We start from the raw sequence: 16631 nt of genomic DNA on the forward strand, positions 1-16631 counted from the left end.
TTCGCGGACTCTATTGCCTGGTGGCCATAGCGTCGGTGTCCCACCCGATCCCATCCCGAACTCGGCCGTGAAACCCGACTGCGCCAATGGTACTACTGCTCAAGCAGTGGAAGAGTAGGGCGTCGCCAGGCATTACAGTCCGCGAACACAACAAAAACCCATTCACTTGTCCACCACCTTACCTTCTTGGCGCGGGGTGGAGCAGCCCGGTAGCTCGTCAGGCTCATAACCTGAAGGCCGCAGGTTCAAATCCTGCCCCCGCAACCATTCCTATCGAAACCGCTCACGCCGCCCCAACGGGCGGCGTTGCCGTTTGTGGCATGCCCCACCAAAGCCACCACGCTGGCCATCACCTCCGCCGCAGGGCAATCCCGCTCATCCGGATAGATCGTCACGCTCTCGGTAGCCGTGACAGGATCGATGCGGCCTGCCCGCGTACCGCTCGGTCTGACGTGACCCCGGTCTTTCATCGAGCGACAACGAGAGACCGACCGGTGTGGTCGCGCATAAGCGCAGGTGAAGCAACGGGCGGGGTTAACCCCGCCCGTTGCTGTTCGAACCCGGCAGCGAATGCGGCCGGCGTAGCGTAGCCGGGCGAGGAGTGTGGCCGCTCGGTGTTGTAGTCGTCGACCCAGCGCGCCAGGATCGAGCGGGCCTGGCGAACCGTGAAAAACAGCGTCTCGTTTAGAAGTTCGTCGCGCATGCGACCGTCGAAGCTTTCGACAAACCCGTTCTGCGTCGGCTTCCCCGGCGCGATGTAATGCCACTCGATGCCGGCATCGCCGGAGCAGGCGAGCGCCGCGTTGGACGTCAGTTCGGTCCCGTTGTCGCTGACGATCATCTTCGGCTTGCCACGCTCGGCAATCAGATCGGTCCCATAGCGCATCCTTCCAGGCCGGAGCCGATAATGCGCCATCAATCGCCGGGACCAGACATCTAGGCAGCTCGTCCGCTTCAAATGAAAGGGCGTGCCGTTGCCTCTTGGTGAAGGCAGGTGCGGCACGTCCCTGCACGATTATCGTGCGCGCCGCCCGCCCTGGCCCAGTAAGAGCCGCCCGCCGATCAGGAAGCGGCGACCGCCATAGGCGAGCTGCATGATCTTGGGCCTGCCGTCTCCGAAGGTCTGGTACTGCCCGGTTGAAAGCGTCTGGACCTCACCCGTCATGTTGCGGCCTTCGGCATAGAGCTGGAACCCACGGGTGAAGTTGTAGGCGACCTTGACGTCGATGAACTGGGTCTGGTCCTTGAACTGGGGCAAGCCGGGGTTATAGCCGGGGCTGACCAGGCGGACATTGGTCCAGTTGTCGCCGGGATAGTTGATGTCGCCGGTGTTCCCTCCGCACGGCGTGATGCAGCGGAAGACCGAGCTGCGCTTTTGATAGGCGATGCGCATGTTGAGCTTGCCGTCGTCATACCATAGCGACGAGTTGATATAGTAGCGCGACTCGTTGAGGGGTGGCATGTAATCGCCGGTCGTTGGGTCCTGCGTTCCGGAGTCGCTGGATGACAATAGCGACAGGTTGGCATCGGCGCCGGTGTACCGCAGGAACCAGGGCAGGAAAGTGAAGGCGGTCTTGGCCGAGAATTCCCAGATGCCGCGCTTGAACCCAGGGCCGTTCTGCCAGGTGGGATAGTTGAAATCGAGGTCGGCGATCGGCTTGCCGGTGACCGGATCGACCTGTGTGCTGCCTGTAAAGGGACGTCCGGTGCGGTTGACACCGATGCCACCGCCGATCTTGACGTCGAGCTTGCCATAGGTGGCCGCCAGAACGGTGTCGCGGTTCGGATACCATTCCACGCTGTAATTGTGGTTCCAGGCCGTGAACGACGCCAGCCCCGGATTGCCCACGCGGCCGGGGCAGCCAAAGGGATCGTCACCATCTCCGTCAAGGTCCAGCGTCACGCGTTCGTCGATGGTGCAGGTGCCCGCCGCCAGCAGCTGGTCAGGCCGGGGACGCGCGACCGTCTTGCCGACATAGGCGCGCAGCACCAGGGTCCGGTTGAAAGCCCACAGGTTGATATTGCCGGTCGGCAACCAGTCCCAGGTCGATGCCTTGGCGGTCGTGTTCTGCTGAAACACCTGTGTCGTGATGCCTGCCGAGGCGTTGGGATCGGCCGGGTTGAAGGACGGCGTTATGCGAATGACGTTCAGCGTCAGCAAGCCCGATCCCTTGACCCGCGCATAGATGCTGCGCAGGCCGACATTGCCGTCGACCTCGAAGCCCCATGGCAGCTTCTGCGCATAGTCGAACATGCCGTACAGGTTGATGATCGTTTCGTTGGTACGCGTGACCGGCTGGTCGTACATCTTGCCGTCGCTGCCTTCGCACTGTTTCAGGCAGTCGAAATTGGCGAACTGCCCGGCGCCGGTGGCACGGATCAGCTTGTCGCTGAGGATGCCGCGCCAGGACGAGGGCAGATTGCCCCGATTGGGCATGCTGCCGAAATACTGGGAGTCCGGCTGCTCAACCGAACTGGCGAACAGCGCGCGGAGCTGGTCGGGCGTGACGGTCTCGATACCCGAGCGGACGTTTGCCGGATTGGTATAGGGAACATAGCCATAGCTGCAGGACAATCCGCCTGCGGCCTGCGATCCCGTCGTCGGTTGGCATGCCCGCAACAGGCTGGTGACATTGGCGGTCGGTACGACCACGCCCGGATCATAGTCCGGCTGCCCGAAGGTGCCCTTGGCACCCACCGGAGAATATCCGCCGCCGCCCCAGAAATCGATCCGGTTGTTGCGGTACATCGCGCCATATTTGACGCGCGTGATGAACGACATGAAGCTGTCGATGCGGTAGGTAATGTCGATCTTGCCGATCCGCTCTTCCGCTTCGCTGAGGCTGGGGCGGAAGGTCATCCCGAAGCTCGGCGTGGTCAGCGGCATCTGTCCGACGGTATAGGCGGGCGTCGCCGGTCCGTTGATCGATGCTGCGACGGCGTTCTGGCCGATGCAACTGGGCGCCCGGCCCGAGCCGATGCAGCGCGGCGCGCTGAGCTGGACGAAATTGTTCGGGTCGCTGTCGTCGTAATCGGCGGGCAACTGGATATCCCATAGCCCGTTGGGCTGCAGGGCGATCGTCGCATCGCCATAGGTATAGGCGCGCGAGGTGCGTAGGTTGGTCCGGCTGCTGCTGGTCGTGGTCAGACCGGCCATCGCGTCGATATCGACCAGTTCGCCGCGGAATTCGGTCCCGGCCTGGAAATATTTGGTCTTCACATCGATCGTGTTCTCGATCTGATCGATGTTCACCGAATTGTTGGTCAGCGTCATCTTGGTGACGTTGTGCTTGTCGTCGACGACGACGCTGTCCGGCACGACGTTCAAGACGTTGCCGACCGTCGCATTGCCATTGATATTGTTCAGGCCATATTGCGGATCGAACAGGGCAAAACCCGCCGGTGCGTTCGACGACAAAGTGCGCTGCCGAGGATAGCCGGTGGTCGTGTCGACGAAACTCCCCGTCGGGTTGGCGAAGAACAGCGTCAACGGGCTCCGGGTGCGGAACTGGTCATGGACGGTGCGGTTGGCGACGGTCCCCTTGGTATAGAATGTCAGCCGGTCGTTGATCCTGAAGTCCAGCCGGGCATCGAACGCGAAGCGCTTCTCCCGCTGCGTCTTCATGATGTTGCGAATGAGGCTGGGCGTGGCGTCGTTCCACTGGTTGAGACAGCTCTGCTGTTCCAATATGCGCTGCGATCGTTGATTGCGGTTGGCCGTCGGATTGTACGGGAACAACGTCAGACACTCGGCCTTGGACTGGGCCCCGGCCGATTTCGTAATCAGGCTGCGCGGCGTTTCCAGGCTGTTTGAAAACGGAATGTCCGTCAGGTCGCCGCTCAGCGTGGCAGGGTTATAGGTGAACGTCTTTTCCGGCGACTGGTCGAAATCGTATAGACGCGCATAGTTGCGGTTGGAACTGACCGTGTTTTCCTGGGTGTGGCCGATATTCTGGACATCGGTATAGGAGCCACTGACGATCGCGCCGATCCGGCCGTCCAGGAACCGGCCACCGGCGACGCCGCTGACGTCCGGCGTCCATGTCTTCCCGATCGAGTTCATCTGCGCGCCGCCGCGCAGCGTGAAATAGGGTTTCTTGAAATCGAGGCCCGAGCGCGTCTTGATCTGAACGCCGCCGCCTAGTGACCCTTCGGTCATGTCGGCGGTCGACCCCTTGACCACGTCGACGCTCTTGATGAGTTCGGCGGGCAATTCGCGCATGTCCGCGCCGCGACTGGCGCCCAAACCACCGGAGCCCTGGACGCCGATGCCATCCAGTTCGACGCGGGTCAGATCGGGGCCGTTGCCGCGAATGGCGATGCTTTCGCCTTCACCGAAATCGTTGCGGTCCAGCGCGACGCCAGGCAGGCGGGAGATGGCCTCGTTGACGTTGCGGTCGGGGAAGGAGCCGATATCGTCGGCGACCAGCGAGTCGGTGGCCGTCTTGGCGTTCTTCTTCCGCTGGTTGGCGGTCTGTTGGCTGGCCCGCGACCCCGTGACGATAATCTCGGCATTCTGGAGTTCGGTATCTCGATCGTTCCTGTCCTTGACCGAAACCTTCTTGGCGTTGGCATCGGCAGATGCGCCCGGAACGGACTGCGCCGCTGCGATGCTCGTAAGATTTGTCGAGATCAAAAGTGCGAGCGTGCCAGCGGACAAAGCTCCGCCACGACGATGAATCGCCATGCTATCCCCTCCCTGTTTCGTCGGTCCCCCCGACATTGGCTTTGGGGTGCCTATGGGCAGCTCCCGAAAGCCTGGGACAACTCTAAAATGGCAAGTGACATTCGTGTCAATATGCGGTGAAATATTCCAAAATATGGAATTTCATTTATCGCGTTGAATATATGACAAAATCGTCATGAATGCGCCTTGGGGGCGCGTGTAAATATTCGTCGATGCGCTTCCAGATCGTATCGATAGCAGAGATGATATCGCTATCAATTCTTGACATGTTTTCCCGGAATTGCTCACGAGGCATAGTTGAAAAAGCCGATTCGGTCGGAAGATTGATGGGTGGCCGGGACACCGATATCGGCTGATACGCCCCGAGACATTGCGCAACCGGCCCGTCCAAGTGCCTTGATCGACCAAAGCCTCGTTCTGATCCTACCCAATCACTGAAAACCCAAGACCCCTGCTCAAGGGTCTCGGAAGGCTTTGACCCATTGGCGCAACTCTCATATTGTGAATTAATATTCCATAATGCGGAGGTGACGCGGATGTCTGTTTGGAGCCGCAGGACATTCCTGATGTCGAGTTCGGCCGCGATGCTGATGCCGTCGCGAACAGCCGGGGCCGCCTCGTCGGGCATGGCGGCAGCGCGCCAATCGGCACCACCGGGAACGGCGCATTGGCTCGATGACATGCCGCCCCAACACCATGAAGGGATGACATGGGGCCAGCCCTGGCCGCGGGGCACGCGGATGGCGCGCGAGTATCGCCTGAGCGGCGGCGGCGCGGCGCAGGCGGTTCAGAGCTGGCCACTCGCTTGGTGGCCGGATGGGTCTGTCAAATGGACCGGCCATGCCGTGCCCGCTAATGGGGGGCTGGCGTCCGAACTGGCGGTCGAGGCCGGGCGCGGCATGCCGCCCGCCGGTGTCGTACAGGTCCGCGAAGCGCCCGATGCGATCACCGTCACGGCCGGCGATACCGTCTGGACGATCGGGCGGCAGGGATCGGCCATCATCCGCCAGGCGGTGACGGGGGGAAGGGCCGTCCTGCGCGATGTCGGGCTGGTCGCGACGGCGCTCGATCGTTCGGAGGACGATGCCGACGCCACGGACCCGACCCGCTTGCTTCGCTATGCCGGACGGATCGAGCGCGTGACCGTCGAACAGAGCGGGCCGATCCGCGCCGTCGTCCGGGTCGAGGGCGGGCATGAGGGGGAAGGGGAGCAATGGCTGCCCTTTTCACTTCGCCTCTATTTCCACGCGGGATCGGCATCGGTCCGTATCGTGCACAGCCTGGTGTTCGACGGCGATCCGGCACACCGCTTCATTCGCGGATTGGGACTGCAGGGTGATGTGCCGATGCAGGATAGCCTGCTGGACCGGCATGTGCGCTTCGTCGGGCAGAATGGGGGGCTATGGGCGGAGGCCGTCCGGCCGCTGACCGGCCTGCGCCGTGATCCCGGCAAGGCGTTCCGCCAGGCGCAGATCGATGGCGTTGCGGTGCCGCCGCTGGACGCCATGGCGCCCGCCGTGCGGGACAAGCTGAGCTATATCCCCGCATGGGGCGATTTCCGCCTGCGCCAGCCCAATGCCGATGGCTTTGCGATCACCAAACGGACAGGGTCGGGCCATGGCTGGATCGACGTCGATGGCGGCGGGCGTGCGGCGGGCTTGGGCTATATCGGTGGCGTGAGCGGGGGTGTCGCCTTCGCCATGCAGGATTTCTGGCAGCGTTGCCCGGTCGGCCTCGACGTCGCCGGGGCGACCGGCGAGACGGCGCGCTTCAGCCTGTGGTATCATGCGCCCGATGCCCCGGCGATGGATTTGCGCTTCTATCACAGCACCATGGGCATGGCGGATTACGCCCATCAGAATCTCGGCCTCGATATCACCTATGAGGATTTCGAGCCGGGTTGGGGCGAGGCGACCGGGATCGCCCGCACGACCGAGTTTCGGCTCTGGGCCCTGCCGGCGACACCGCCGCGCGAACGACTGGTCCAGATGGCGGAGCAGGTCGTCGCGCCGCCCCGTATCGTCCCCGCCAATGCCGCCATCCATGCCGCCGGGATATTCGGCATCTGGGGGCCTGCCGCACCCGCTGGCCCTGGTCTGCGCGGATCGGTCGAGGCGCGGGCGACGCGCGAGCTGGACTTCTATCTGGGCCAGGTCGATCAGCGTCGCTGGTACGGCTTCTGGAACTATGGCGACGTCATGCACAGTTATGACGAGGATCGGCATGTCTGGCGCTACGACATTGGCGGCTTCGCCTGGGACAATAGCGAATTGTCGACCGATTTGTGGCTCTGGTACGCCTATCTGCGCACCGGCCGTGGCGATATATTCCGTATGGCGGAGGCCATGACCCGCCATACGAGCGAGGTCGATGTCTATCATCTCGGTCGCTTCAAGGGCTTCGGCACGCGCCATGGGGTGCAGCATTGGGGGGACAGTTCCAAGCAGCCGCGCATCTCGAATGCGGCGTTCAAGCGTATCTTCTATTATATCGCGGCCGACGAGCGGTGCGGCGACCTGATGCATGCGCTGATCGACTGCGATCAGACGCTGCGTAACGTCGAGATCGGGCGCAAGGTCACGGCACGCATAGGCGGTGCTGCGCCGCCCGGCGGGACCGGGGCGGTCCTTGCCGACAAGCCGTTGCCGCCGGGGCAGGTCTTCGTCCAGTTCGGAACGGTCTGGGGGCCGCTGGTCGCGGCCTGGATGACCGAGTGGGAGCGCACGCGCGATACCCATTGGCGCGACCGGATCGTGGCGGGGATGGAGTCGCTGGCGGCCTTGCCGAAACAATGGTTCGCGGGCGGCGCGCCGTTCGATCTCGCCTCCGGTCGGTTCGTTGGGCAAGGCGACCGGGTCAGCGTGAGCCATCTGAACGGGGTGTTCGGCATATTCGAGACGATGGCCGAACTGCTCGATCTGGTGAACGTACCCGCCTACCGGGAGACGTGGCTGGACTATTGCGCCTTTTACAACGCACCCCAAGCTGCCTTCCGTGCCAAGACGGGCGATGCGGGCAGGGGGCGTGGGCTGACCCAGGCGCATTCGCGCTTCACCGCCTATGCCGCCGTCCAGCGCCACGATCCGGCCCTCGCCAAACGCGCCTGGGCCGAGTTTATCGGGCCGGACGATCGACCCGGAGCCTATCGTCGCGACAGCGGTCGCAAGATCCTGCCGCCCGCGGTGCTGAAGCCCGTCGACGAATTGCCGGACATCTCGACCAACGCTGCGGCGCAATGGGGCCTGGCGATGACCGCCAATCTGGTGCTGCTCGCGCCGCTGCTGGATGGTGAGGGGGCGTGATCCGTGTCGCGCTGGCGCTTGCGATGCTGGCGGCGCCCGCGCCTTCGTCAGCGTCGTGGCGGGCGGATGCGTTTCGGCATGACGACCTGTCCCGCTGGCAGATCGAGGCGGAACCCGGTGCGCAGATCACCGCGCGGAAAGGCGTCCTCGATATCGACGCGGCCGATGGCGTGACCCTGTGGTATCGACGTCCGCTGAACGGGCCGGTTGCGATCGACTATGATGTGATGGCCGTGCAGGCGGGCGGGGCGTATGATGCGGTCAGCGATGTCAACGCCTTCTGGATGGCGCGCGATCCCCTGGTCGCCGACGGGTCGGTACTGGCCCGGCCGCGGGACGGCGCCTTTGCCAGCTATGACATGCTACAGACCTATTATGTCGGGATCGGCGGCAACCGGAACACGACCACGCGAATGCGCCGTTATGTCGGTCGCGCAGGCGACCGGCCGCTCTTGCCCCAGCATGACCGAAGCGATCCGGCGGCGATGCTGGTGCCCAATCGCTGGACCCATATCCGCCTGATCGCGCGTGGGCGGGAGATCGCGGTCGAACGCGATGGGCACCGGCTCTTCACGCTCGACGATGCGGCACCCTATCGAAGCGGCTGGTTCGGCCTGCGCACGACGCGGAGCCATCTGCGCGTCCGGAACCTGCGGTTTACCCGCCTACAGCCTGGAAACAGGGCCGGATCATAGCCGATCCGGCCCCCTTCATCAGAATTTGAGCTGGAACCCGGCGAAGAAACGCTGACCGGGATAATATACTTCCAAGGTGCCGATGTTCTTGATGTAGCTGCGGGAATAGGCCTTGTTGATGTTCTGCATTTCCATGAACAGGCTGTAATGCCACTGTGGAAAGCGGAAGGTGATCTTTCCGTCGAGATAGCCTTCGCCCTGGCGATAGACCGGGTTGTTGCCATTGGTGGAATCGGCCACCGTCACCAGCCAGTCCGATCGGTAATTGTAGCTGAGGCGGGCGTTCAGCCAATCCTTGTCGTAGAAGATGCTGGCATTGTACGTCCATTTGGACAGGCCAGGATATTCGTCGAGCGGCTGGCCGGTGGCGGTGTTCGTCAGGTTGGTACGGATCGCGCGGGCGAAGGTCGCATTGCCCGAAATGCCGAGGCCGTCGAACGGCTTGGGCAGGAAGGTGAGGGCGGTCTGCGCATTCACCTCGATTCCGTCGAGCAACGCGCCAAAGCCGTTGATCGGCTGACGCACGGTGTAGAGGACACCGTCCCGGAACAGGTCGACATTGCTTCGCGTCACGTTGGGAACCACGAAGCTCTTCTCGTACTTCTTATAGTAACCGATGCTGACCAGCGTGTCGCGATTGGGATACCAGGCCAGGTTCACCTCCCACGCATCGGCGCGATAGGGCACCAGGTTCGGATTGCCCGCCGAACAGACATCGTTGGCCGAGGCGATCGTCGCATCATCCAGGCAATTGATGTTGGGCACGAGATCGAGCGGCTTGGGCCGCGCCAGGTTCTTGGCCCAGTTGGCGCGGAACACCAGATCGGGCGTGATTTCCAGCGCTGCGTTGAAGGCGGGCAGGATGTCGTGGTAACTGTTGCTCAGCGACAGCTGTTGCGCGGCCAGCGTCACCGTCTCCGTTCCGCCCCCCGCCTTGTTCCGCGTCACGCGGCTGATGTTCGTCCCGGTCCCGGTATCGCGCGTATAGGTGTAGCGAACACCGGCATTGCCGGTCAGGTGCATGCCGAACACCTGCGTGTCGAGGTTGCCCATCAGATAGCCCGAGGCGATCGTCTCTGAAATCTTGGCCTGCGGGATCTGGGGCAAGCCGTTGGCCGCGAACAGCAGATCGTGATCGAACCCGGACAGGTCATAATATTGGCCGAGGAGCGACGAATTGAAGTTGGCGAAGGCAAGGCGGCTCGGGATATTGGCGGGCGCGCCCCGCAGCCCGGTGAACAGGGGCGCGCCGCCGCTGGTCGTGCCCAGCGCGTTTAGCAATGCCGCATATTCCGCAGCGGTCATTTGATTGGTGTACGTTCCGTTTCCGGTCGGCGTCGACCGTGCCGTCACCGTCGGAACGATGTTGGTGGTGTAGGAAACATTGGCGGCGGTCTGATAGACCGGGTTGGCCGTACCGCCGCCCGACAGGATGCGCGATCCTCCGCCGTTGTACAGGATATAGTCTTGGCTGCGGAACTGACCGCCATATTGGATGCTCTTCAACGGCCCCTGCTCGACCAACCAGTCGACATCGAGCTTGAGCTGGTCTTCGCTATTGCCGGTATAGGTCGGACGATATTGCACCGACGGCCCCGCGATGCCCAGCGAGTTACCCGGACGGGTGAAGTTGGTATAGATGCTGGGATCGCCGGGATTAAGCCCGCCGGGATAGCTGAAGACCGGGATGCCAAGGGCATTGCGGGTATCCACCGTGACGCCGGCGATCCCCGTCGAGAGCGCGACAAGGTTCGTTTCGCCGTTCGTATTGGCGGTGGAGTGGGAGATGAGACCCTTCACCTTGACGCGGTCGACATTCCATTCAAAGCCGCCGACATAATATTGCGATTGCTGATTATACTGAAAGTCGCGCCGCTGGACGCCCAGGATGTTGGTGGAGCCGCTATAGGTCGGTGCGGTGGCCGTGCCGAGGTTCAACGGGTTTAGCGCGGTCGTGTAACTGGTGACGACGTGATTTGCGTCGACGGTCGCGCTGCTCTGTAACACCTGTTGCCGCGACGTGCCGCCGTTCAGACCGGCGGGCAATTGCGGGTCGAGCTGGAACCGCTGGAACCGGCCGAGGTCCAGCGAATAGTTGGTGTCGAACAGCCGCTGGTCGCGCGTGTTGATATTGGCCTCCGCATAGACGCGGAAGTTGTGCGCGACTTCATATTGTACCGTCAGGTCGCCGGAAATGCGCTTGTCGCGACGGACGAGGTTGCGATAGCGCGGACCATTCGGCGCCCAGTCGAAGAATTGGGTTTCGCATGCCAGGCGACGCGCAGTGGCATTGCTGGCGTTCGTTCCGCCGACGCCCGCACAGCTCGCATAGCTGTTGAAGTTCGAATAGAGCGGATCGGCGACCGTCTTCTGATCGGAATGATCGAAATCCGCCAGCCGGCTCCAACCCGTATTGCTGGCATAGTCCTGACGCGTCGTCTTATCGTCATAGGTGACGTTGAGCAGCACGCCGAGCCCATCGATCAGGAATTTGGGCGTGCCGAGGACCACGGTCCCGCGTGGCCGCCAGTCCCGCGTCAGGTCGAGATGCTGTGCGGAGGCTACGAGGGTTGCCAGCGGCTGCTTGAGTTCCAGCGGCTTGCGCGTTTCGATCAGCACGGTGCCGCCCAGGCCGCCCTCGGTCAGATTGACGGCATAGCCCTTGTAGACGTCGATGGACTTGACCAGTTCGGTCGCCAATTCGCGGAAGTCGCCCGCGCGGGCGCCGGTCGCCGATGCCTGGCTGAGGCCATTGATTTCGACGCGGTTCAGGTCGGGTTCGACGCCGCGGATCGACACCTGCGTCCCCTCGCCGAAGTCGCGGGTCAACTGCACGCCGGTAATGCGCGAGAGCGAGTCGCCGACATTCTTGTCGGGGAAGCTGGCGATATCGTCGGCCACGATGGAGTCGACGACCGTGTTCGCGGCGCGCTTGCGGGCGATCGCGGATTGCAGCGAGGCACGGGTTCCGACGACCACGATATCCTGCGCCAGCTTGTCGTCGATGTCCTGCCCGGTCGTCTCTGGCGTCGCTTTGGGCGATGACGGCGCCTGCTGCGCCTGGACGGGACTGCCTGCGATCAATCCGAGCGCCAGAACGCTCCAGGCGGAGGTGCGCAAGATGGCGCGCGCGCCGGATTGCGGAGCTGTGAAAGCAGCAAAAACCATCATGACATCCTCCCTGACGGTTCCCTGCTCGTCCTGTCCTCAAGGATCGACGGCGACGGAACCTCTTATTTGCTGGCAGGATATTAAACCATAATGTGGAATGCAATCATATAAATTGGAATTTCTTTGAACATTGCTATGCTTGTCACAGCACCGCTCGGCTCAGGCGGATGACGGATATGCGGGATCGATCGGGAGAGGATGCGATGAGACGACGGACATGGCCGGGTGGCGTCGCAATATGGGCACTGGCGAGTGCGAGTATTGCCGGGGCCGCCGCACCTGATCCGATCCGGCAGGTGGAGCGGCTCAATCGCGGCGTTGTCGCGGTTCCGGCAGAGGGCGGCGGAGTCTTGATCGACTGGCGCTCCCTGTCCTCCGATCCCAAGGGCGTCGGGTTCGAGGTCTATCGCGACGGGCGTCGGATCACGACCGCCCCGGTGACGGGGTCGACGAATTTCCATGACCGGGCGGGTACGATCGCCAGTCGTTATGCGGTGCGCATGACCGTGCCGGGTGCCGATGGCGCGATGACACCGGCCGTGCCGGTATGGGCCAAGGGCTATCTGTCGATTCCGCTCGATCCGCCACCGGGCGGGGTCACCCCGGATGGCGAGCCTTACAGCTATACGGCGAATGATGCGAGCATGGGCGACCTGGATGGTGATGGCCAGCCCGACTTGGTGTTGAAATGGGAGCCGACGAACGCGCATGACAACAGCCAGGGCGGCTATACCGGGCCGGTCTATATCGATGGTTATACGCTAGCGGGTAAGCGGTTGTGGCGGATCGACCTGGGACGCAATATTCGCGCCGGTGCGCATTATACCCAGTTCCTCGTGCAGGATTTCGATGGCGACGGGCGCGCTGAGGTGGCGATGAAGACCGCCGATGGCACGGTCGACGGCACCGGCCAGGTCATCGGTGATGCGAAGGCGGACTGGCGCGAACATGGCGGAGAGGTGCCGCAGGCCGATAAGACCGGCGCGCATGTGACCGCCGATGGGCGGATGGTCGCCAAACTGGCCGGGCGTATCCTGACCGGGCCGGAATATCTGACGGTGTTCGACGGTTTGTCCGGCCGCGCGCTGGCGACCGCACCCTATGATCCGCCGCGCGGGCCCCGCAATGATCCGGGCTTTGCACAGATGGCGAAGCTGTGGGGTGATGCCTATGGCAACCGGGTCGACCGCTTCCTGGCGGGCGTCGCCTATCTCGACGGGCGGCATCCGAGTATGATCTTCGGGCGCGGCTATTATGCGCGCACCGCGATTGCCGCCTGGGACTATCGGAACGGCAAGCTGACCGAGCGCTGGCTGTTCGACACAGATCAGCCGGGAAACCAGGACTATGTGGATCGAGGCAATCACCAGCTCAGCATCGCTGATGTGAACGGCGATGGGCGCGACGAGGTGATCTATGGCTCGATGGCGGTCAGCGCGGACGGCAAGGGGCTATGGACGCAGCCGCTCTATCACGGCGATGCGATGCATGTCGGCGACCTCGATCCATCGCGGCCGGGTCTCGAGAAGTTCGGGGTGCATGAGCAGATCGCGCATAATGGCGGTATCGGCGCGGCCCTGCTTGATGCGCGGACCGGCGAAATCCTGTGGACCAAGCCTGCGACGCATGACACCGGGCGCGGTCTGTCGGCCGATATCGACCCGCGCCATGTCGGTGAAGAGATATGGGGCGCGAACCAGCCCGATCTGTACGATGTGCACGGCAAGGCGATCGGACCGCATCCGAAGCAGACCAACTTCGCCATCTGGTGGGACGGCGATCTCCTGCGCGAACTGCTCGACGGCACGACCATCTCGAAATGGAACTGGAAGACGGGCCAGGTCGAACCGCTGCTGGTGGCGGAGGGGGCGTCGTCGAACAATGGGACGAAGGCGACTCCGGCACTTCAGGCCGACCTGATCGGCGACTGGCGCGAGGAGGTGGTATGGCGCAGCGCCGATAATCGCGAGTTGCGCATCTACACCACGCCCTGGCCGACGACGCATCGTATCACGACGCTGTTGCAGGACCCGGTCTATCGCGCGGGCATCGCATGGCAGAACACCGCCTATAATCAACCGCCGCACACCGGCTTTTACCTCGGCATGACCAAGCCGTCCGATCAGGCGGAATAGGTTCGTGACGTAACCCGGTCAGAGGACCGGGTTACGGCCCCACAGCTGGTCGTAGCGCCAGCCCGACAAATCCTCGACCACCGCGCGCGTCTGGGGGCTGGCGGGTTCGCGTTCCCCCGCACGCAGACGCTCGATCTCGTCCATCAGCACGGCATGGGACGCGGGATCGAGTCGGAAGCGCAGCGACACCCATAGGCCGAAGGCGAGCAGCGCCAGCGTTCCGCCGACCATGACGATGACGATCGCATGGATGGTCTGCGGCGACTGGCTGGCGGCACCGGTGACGAAGCCTGACGCCTGCAGGATCTGGCCGACCATGATGAGGGCCGCGGCCTGCGACATCTTGCGCACGAAGGTCATGACCCCGGCAAAGGCCCCTTCGCGGCGGCGGCCGGTGACGATCTCGTCGACATCGGCCATGTAGTTATAGGTCGCCCAGGGGATGTAGTTGAGGGCGCCGCGCCCCAGTCCGGCAAACGCCACGGGCAGCGCGAAAATCCAGCCGTTCGCCCCATGTCCGCTCCACCACAGGCCGAGGAACAGCAGCACGCCGAGCGCAAAGCTGCCGACCGCGATCCGATAGGCGCGGGCGGGCGAGGCGCGCAGCGCGAAGTTGATCGCCAGCAGTACGGCCACCGTCTGTACCGCATAGGTCAGCCCCGCCAGGTTCGACACCGCCAGCGTGGTGCCGCCGAGCGCGAAGACCACGAAATAGGCGAAGGCCGCGTTGAAGATGTCCTGGCTGATATAACCGCCCAGATACATGCCCAGATGCAGTCGGAACGCGCGGATGCGCAGCGTCGAGAACAGGTTGCGATAGAGGTCGCGGATTGCGGCCAGCGGTGTCATCTGCTCGCGCGCCAGCGCCATGCTTTCAGCCGAACGCGGGCGTTCCCAGCTGAACAGATACAGCATCGTCGCCGAGAGCATGAACAGCGCCGAGAACAATATACCCATGTACAGGTAGGTGTCGGGCGAGTCCTTGCCGAGATGCTCGATCAGGCGGCCGGGCAGGATCGCGGCGAGGATCGCCGAAATCTGGCCGCACATGATCCGCCACCCGGCGAACTTGGCCTTGGTCCGGTAATCGCTCGCCATTTCGGCGGCGAGCGTCTCGAACGGGATGATCTCGAGCGCATAGACCAGCTCGAACAGGACATAGGTTACGAGATAATACCAGAAGCTCTGGCCCGCGACCCACATGATCGCGAAGGAGGGCAGGAGCGGAATGGCGGCCAGCACGAAGGCCCGCCGCCGCCCGAACTTGCGCCCGGCCCAAGTGTTGCCGAAGCGATCGGAGATATAGCCGATGGTCGGGCTGGCCACCGCGTCCAGCACGCGGGCGATGCCGAAGATCAGCGTCGCCTGCGCCGCCGACAGGCCGCAAAAGGTCGTATAGAAGAACAGTACCCAGGTGCTGATGACCGCCATCGACCCGGCGCCGAGGATGTCGTTCGATCCATAGGCGGCGAAATTGTACCAGCGGACCGGACGGGCGGGGGCGATGGCGGGGCTGCTCATCAGATATAGGTCCGCAGGAATTCGCCGAGCGCGCAGATCGCCAGGCTCTGGCCATAGGGCATCGAGGTGAGCGCGATGTCCTTGTAAAACTGCATCGTGTCGCCCATCGCGGTGCCGAAACTGACCTGCTTCAGCTCGCCCGCGTCATCGATATTGGCCAGCACGGCGCGGATCGCCTTGATCCCGACCGCCTCGTAATGGCGCGGCAGATAGCCCTTCCGGACCGCCTTCAGGATGCCATAGGCGAAGCCCGCCGTAGCCGACGCTTCCAGATAGCTGGTCGGATCGACGATCAGCGTGTGCCACAAGCCGCTTTCGTCCTGATGCTCGGCCAGCGTCTTCACCTGCGCGGCCAGCGTATCGATCAGGAAGGTGCGGAAGGCGTCGCCCGGCGGAAGGTCGAGCATCTCGATGATCTCGGGGATCGCGATCGTGACCCAGCAATTGCCGCGCGCCCACAGCGCCCCGGCGAAATTGTGGCGGCCGTCAAAGGTCCAGCCGTGATACCAAAGCCCGGTCTGCCGATCGAACAGATATTTGATGTGAATGAGGAACTGGCGCTTGGCCTCCTCGATATAATGCGGGCGACCCAGGATCTGGCCGATGCGGGCGAGCGGCAACACGCTCATCATCAGCGTGTCGTCCCACATCTCCTGCGGGTTCTCGTCGTTGAAGACGATGTGCTGGAAGCCGCCTTCCTCGGTCTTGGGCAGGCCATCATCGGCCATCAGCCATTCGGCCCAGATGTCGAGATAGGGCAGATAGGTCTGGTCGCCGGTATGTTCGTACAGGTTGGCGAGCGTCAGGAAGGGCGACATGGTGTTGATGTTCTTGGTCGGCGTGCCCGCGGCGAAGCGGTCCTCGAACCATTTGAGCATCACGTCCCAGGCGGCCTGGTCGCCGGTCTGTTCCCAATAGCGGTAGAGGCCGAACAGGCCGATGCCGTGGGTCCATTCCCAGTCGTTCCACCCCTTGGTGTCGATCACCCGGCCGTCCTCCAGCCGGAGCAGGAACTCGCCGGTCTCGTCCTTGATGTTGACGAGGTTGTCGATCAGCTTGGCGATCTGCGCCGTCACCTCGGCGCGGGGAATGTCGTGATTGAGGGCTGCCACGGGAAACG

The 16631-nt window shown here is 63.3% G+C and carries 7 protein-coding genes, 1 tRNA gene, 1 rRNA gene and 1 pseudogene; 5 read left to right on the plus strand and 5 right to left on the minus strand.

The genetic code is table 11. From position 1 onward, the window contains the following. Positions 1–16 precede the first annotated feature (16 nt). Positions 17–131 (plus strand): 5S ribosomal RNA (gene rrf, locus U1H82_RS13140). A 59-nt stretch (positions 132–190) separates the two neighbouring features. After that, positions 191–267 (plus strand) — tRNA-Met (locus U1H82_RS13145). A gap of 199 nt (positions 268–466) precedes the next feature. On the opposite strand, the pseudogene U1H82_RS13150 reads toward U1H82_RS13145, so the two are convergent. Both U1H82_RS13150 and U1H82_RS13155 read right to left on the minus strand, forming a co-directional pair. After that, a pseudogene (locus tag U1H82_RS13150) lies at positions 467–874 on the minus strand (integrase core domain-containing protein); the annotation flags it as partial. A gap of 141 nt (positions 875–1015) precedes the next feature. Beyond that, complete coding sequence (locus tag U1H82_RS13155; RefSeq protein ID WP_322965405.1) at positions 1016–4687, minus strand: TonB-dependent receptor; 3672 nt, start codon at positions 4685–4687, stop codon at positions 1016–1018. Positions 4688–5253: 566 nt separating this feature from the next. Between U1H82_RS13155 and U1H82_RS13160 the strand changes: the two genes are divergently transcribed. Together U1H82_RS13160 and U1H82_RS13165 are read left to right on the plus strand one after the other, a co-directional pair. Next, entirely contained in the window at positions 5254–7989 is a 2736-nt protein-coding gene (locus tag U1H82_RS13160) for an exo-rhamnogalacturonan lyase family protein (protein WP_322965407.1), read from the plus strand. A gap of 23 nt (positions 7990–8012) precedes the next feature. After that, positions 8013–8684 carry a DUF6250 domain-containing protein gene (locus tag U1H82_RS13165; protein WP_322965638.1) on the plus strand — a complete coding sequence of 224 codons (672 nt, stop codon included), beginning with the start codon at positions 8013–8015 and terminating at the stop codon, positions 8682–8684. An 18-nt stretch (positions 8685–8702) separates the two neighbouring features. Here the strand turns inward: U1H82_RS13165 and U1H82_RS13170 are convergent, their stop codons facing one another. Beyond that, positions 8703–11855, minus strand: a complete 3153-nt coding sequence (locus U1H82_RS13170) for a TonB-dependent receptor (protein WP_322965408.1) — start codon at positions 11853–11855, stop codon at positions 8703–8705. Positions 11856–12058: 203 nt separating this feature from the next. On the opposite strand from U1H82_RS13170, the gene U1H82_RS13175 reads away from it, so the two are divergent. Beyond that, positions 12059–13990: a rhamnogalacturonan lyase gene (locus U1H82_RS13175; protein WP_322965409.1), complete on the plus strand. Its 1932-nt coding sequence runs from the start codon at positions 12059–12061 to the stop codon at positions 13988–13990. A gap of 18 nt (positions 13991–14008) precedes the next feature. Here U1H82_RS13175 and U1H82_RS13180 read toward each other — a convergent pair whose 3' ends face one another. Together U1H82_RS13180 and bglB are read right to left on the minus strand one after the other, a co-directional pair. After that, the gene (locus tag U1H82_RS13180; protein WP_322965410.1) at positions 14009–15511 is read right to left on the minus strand and encodes an MFS transporter; all 1503 of its coding nucleotides are present in this window, start codon (positions 15509–15511) and stop codon (positions 14009–14011) included. Then, positions 15511–16623 (minus strand): beta-galactosidase BglB, encoded by a 1113-nt coding sequence (gene bglB, locus U1H82_RS13185; RefSeq protein WP_322965411.1) that lies wholly within the window; start codon positions 16621–16623, stop codon positions 15511–15513. The genes U1H82_RS13180 and bglB overlap by 1 nt, the downstream gene beginning before the upstream one ends. Positions 16624–16631: the final 8 nt, after the last annotated feature.

Source organism: Sphingomonas fuzhouensis, from assembly GCF_034659795.1.
GTDB classification, from domain to species: Bacteria; Pseudomonadota; Alphaproteobacteria; order Sphingomonadales; family Sphingomonadaceae; genus Sphingomonas; species Sphingomonas fuzhouensis.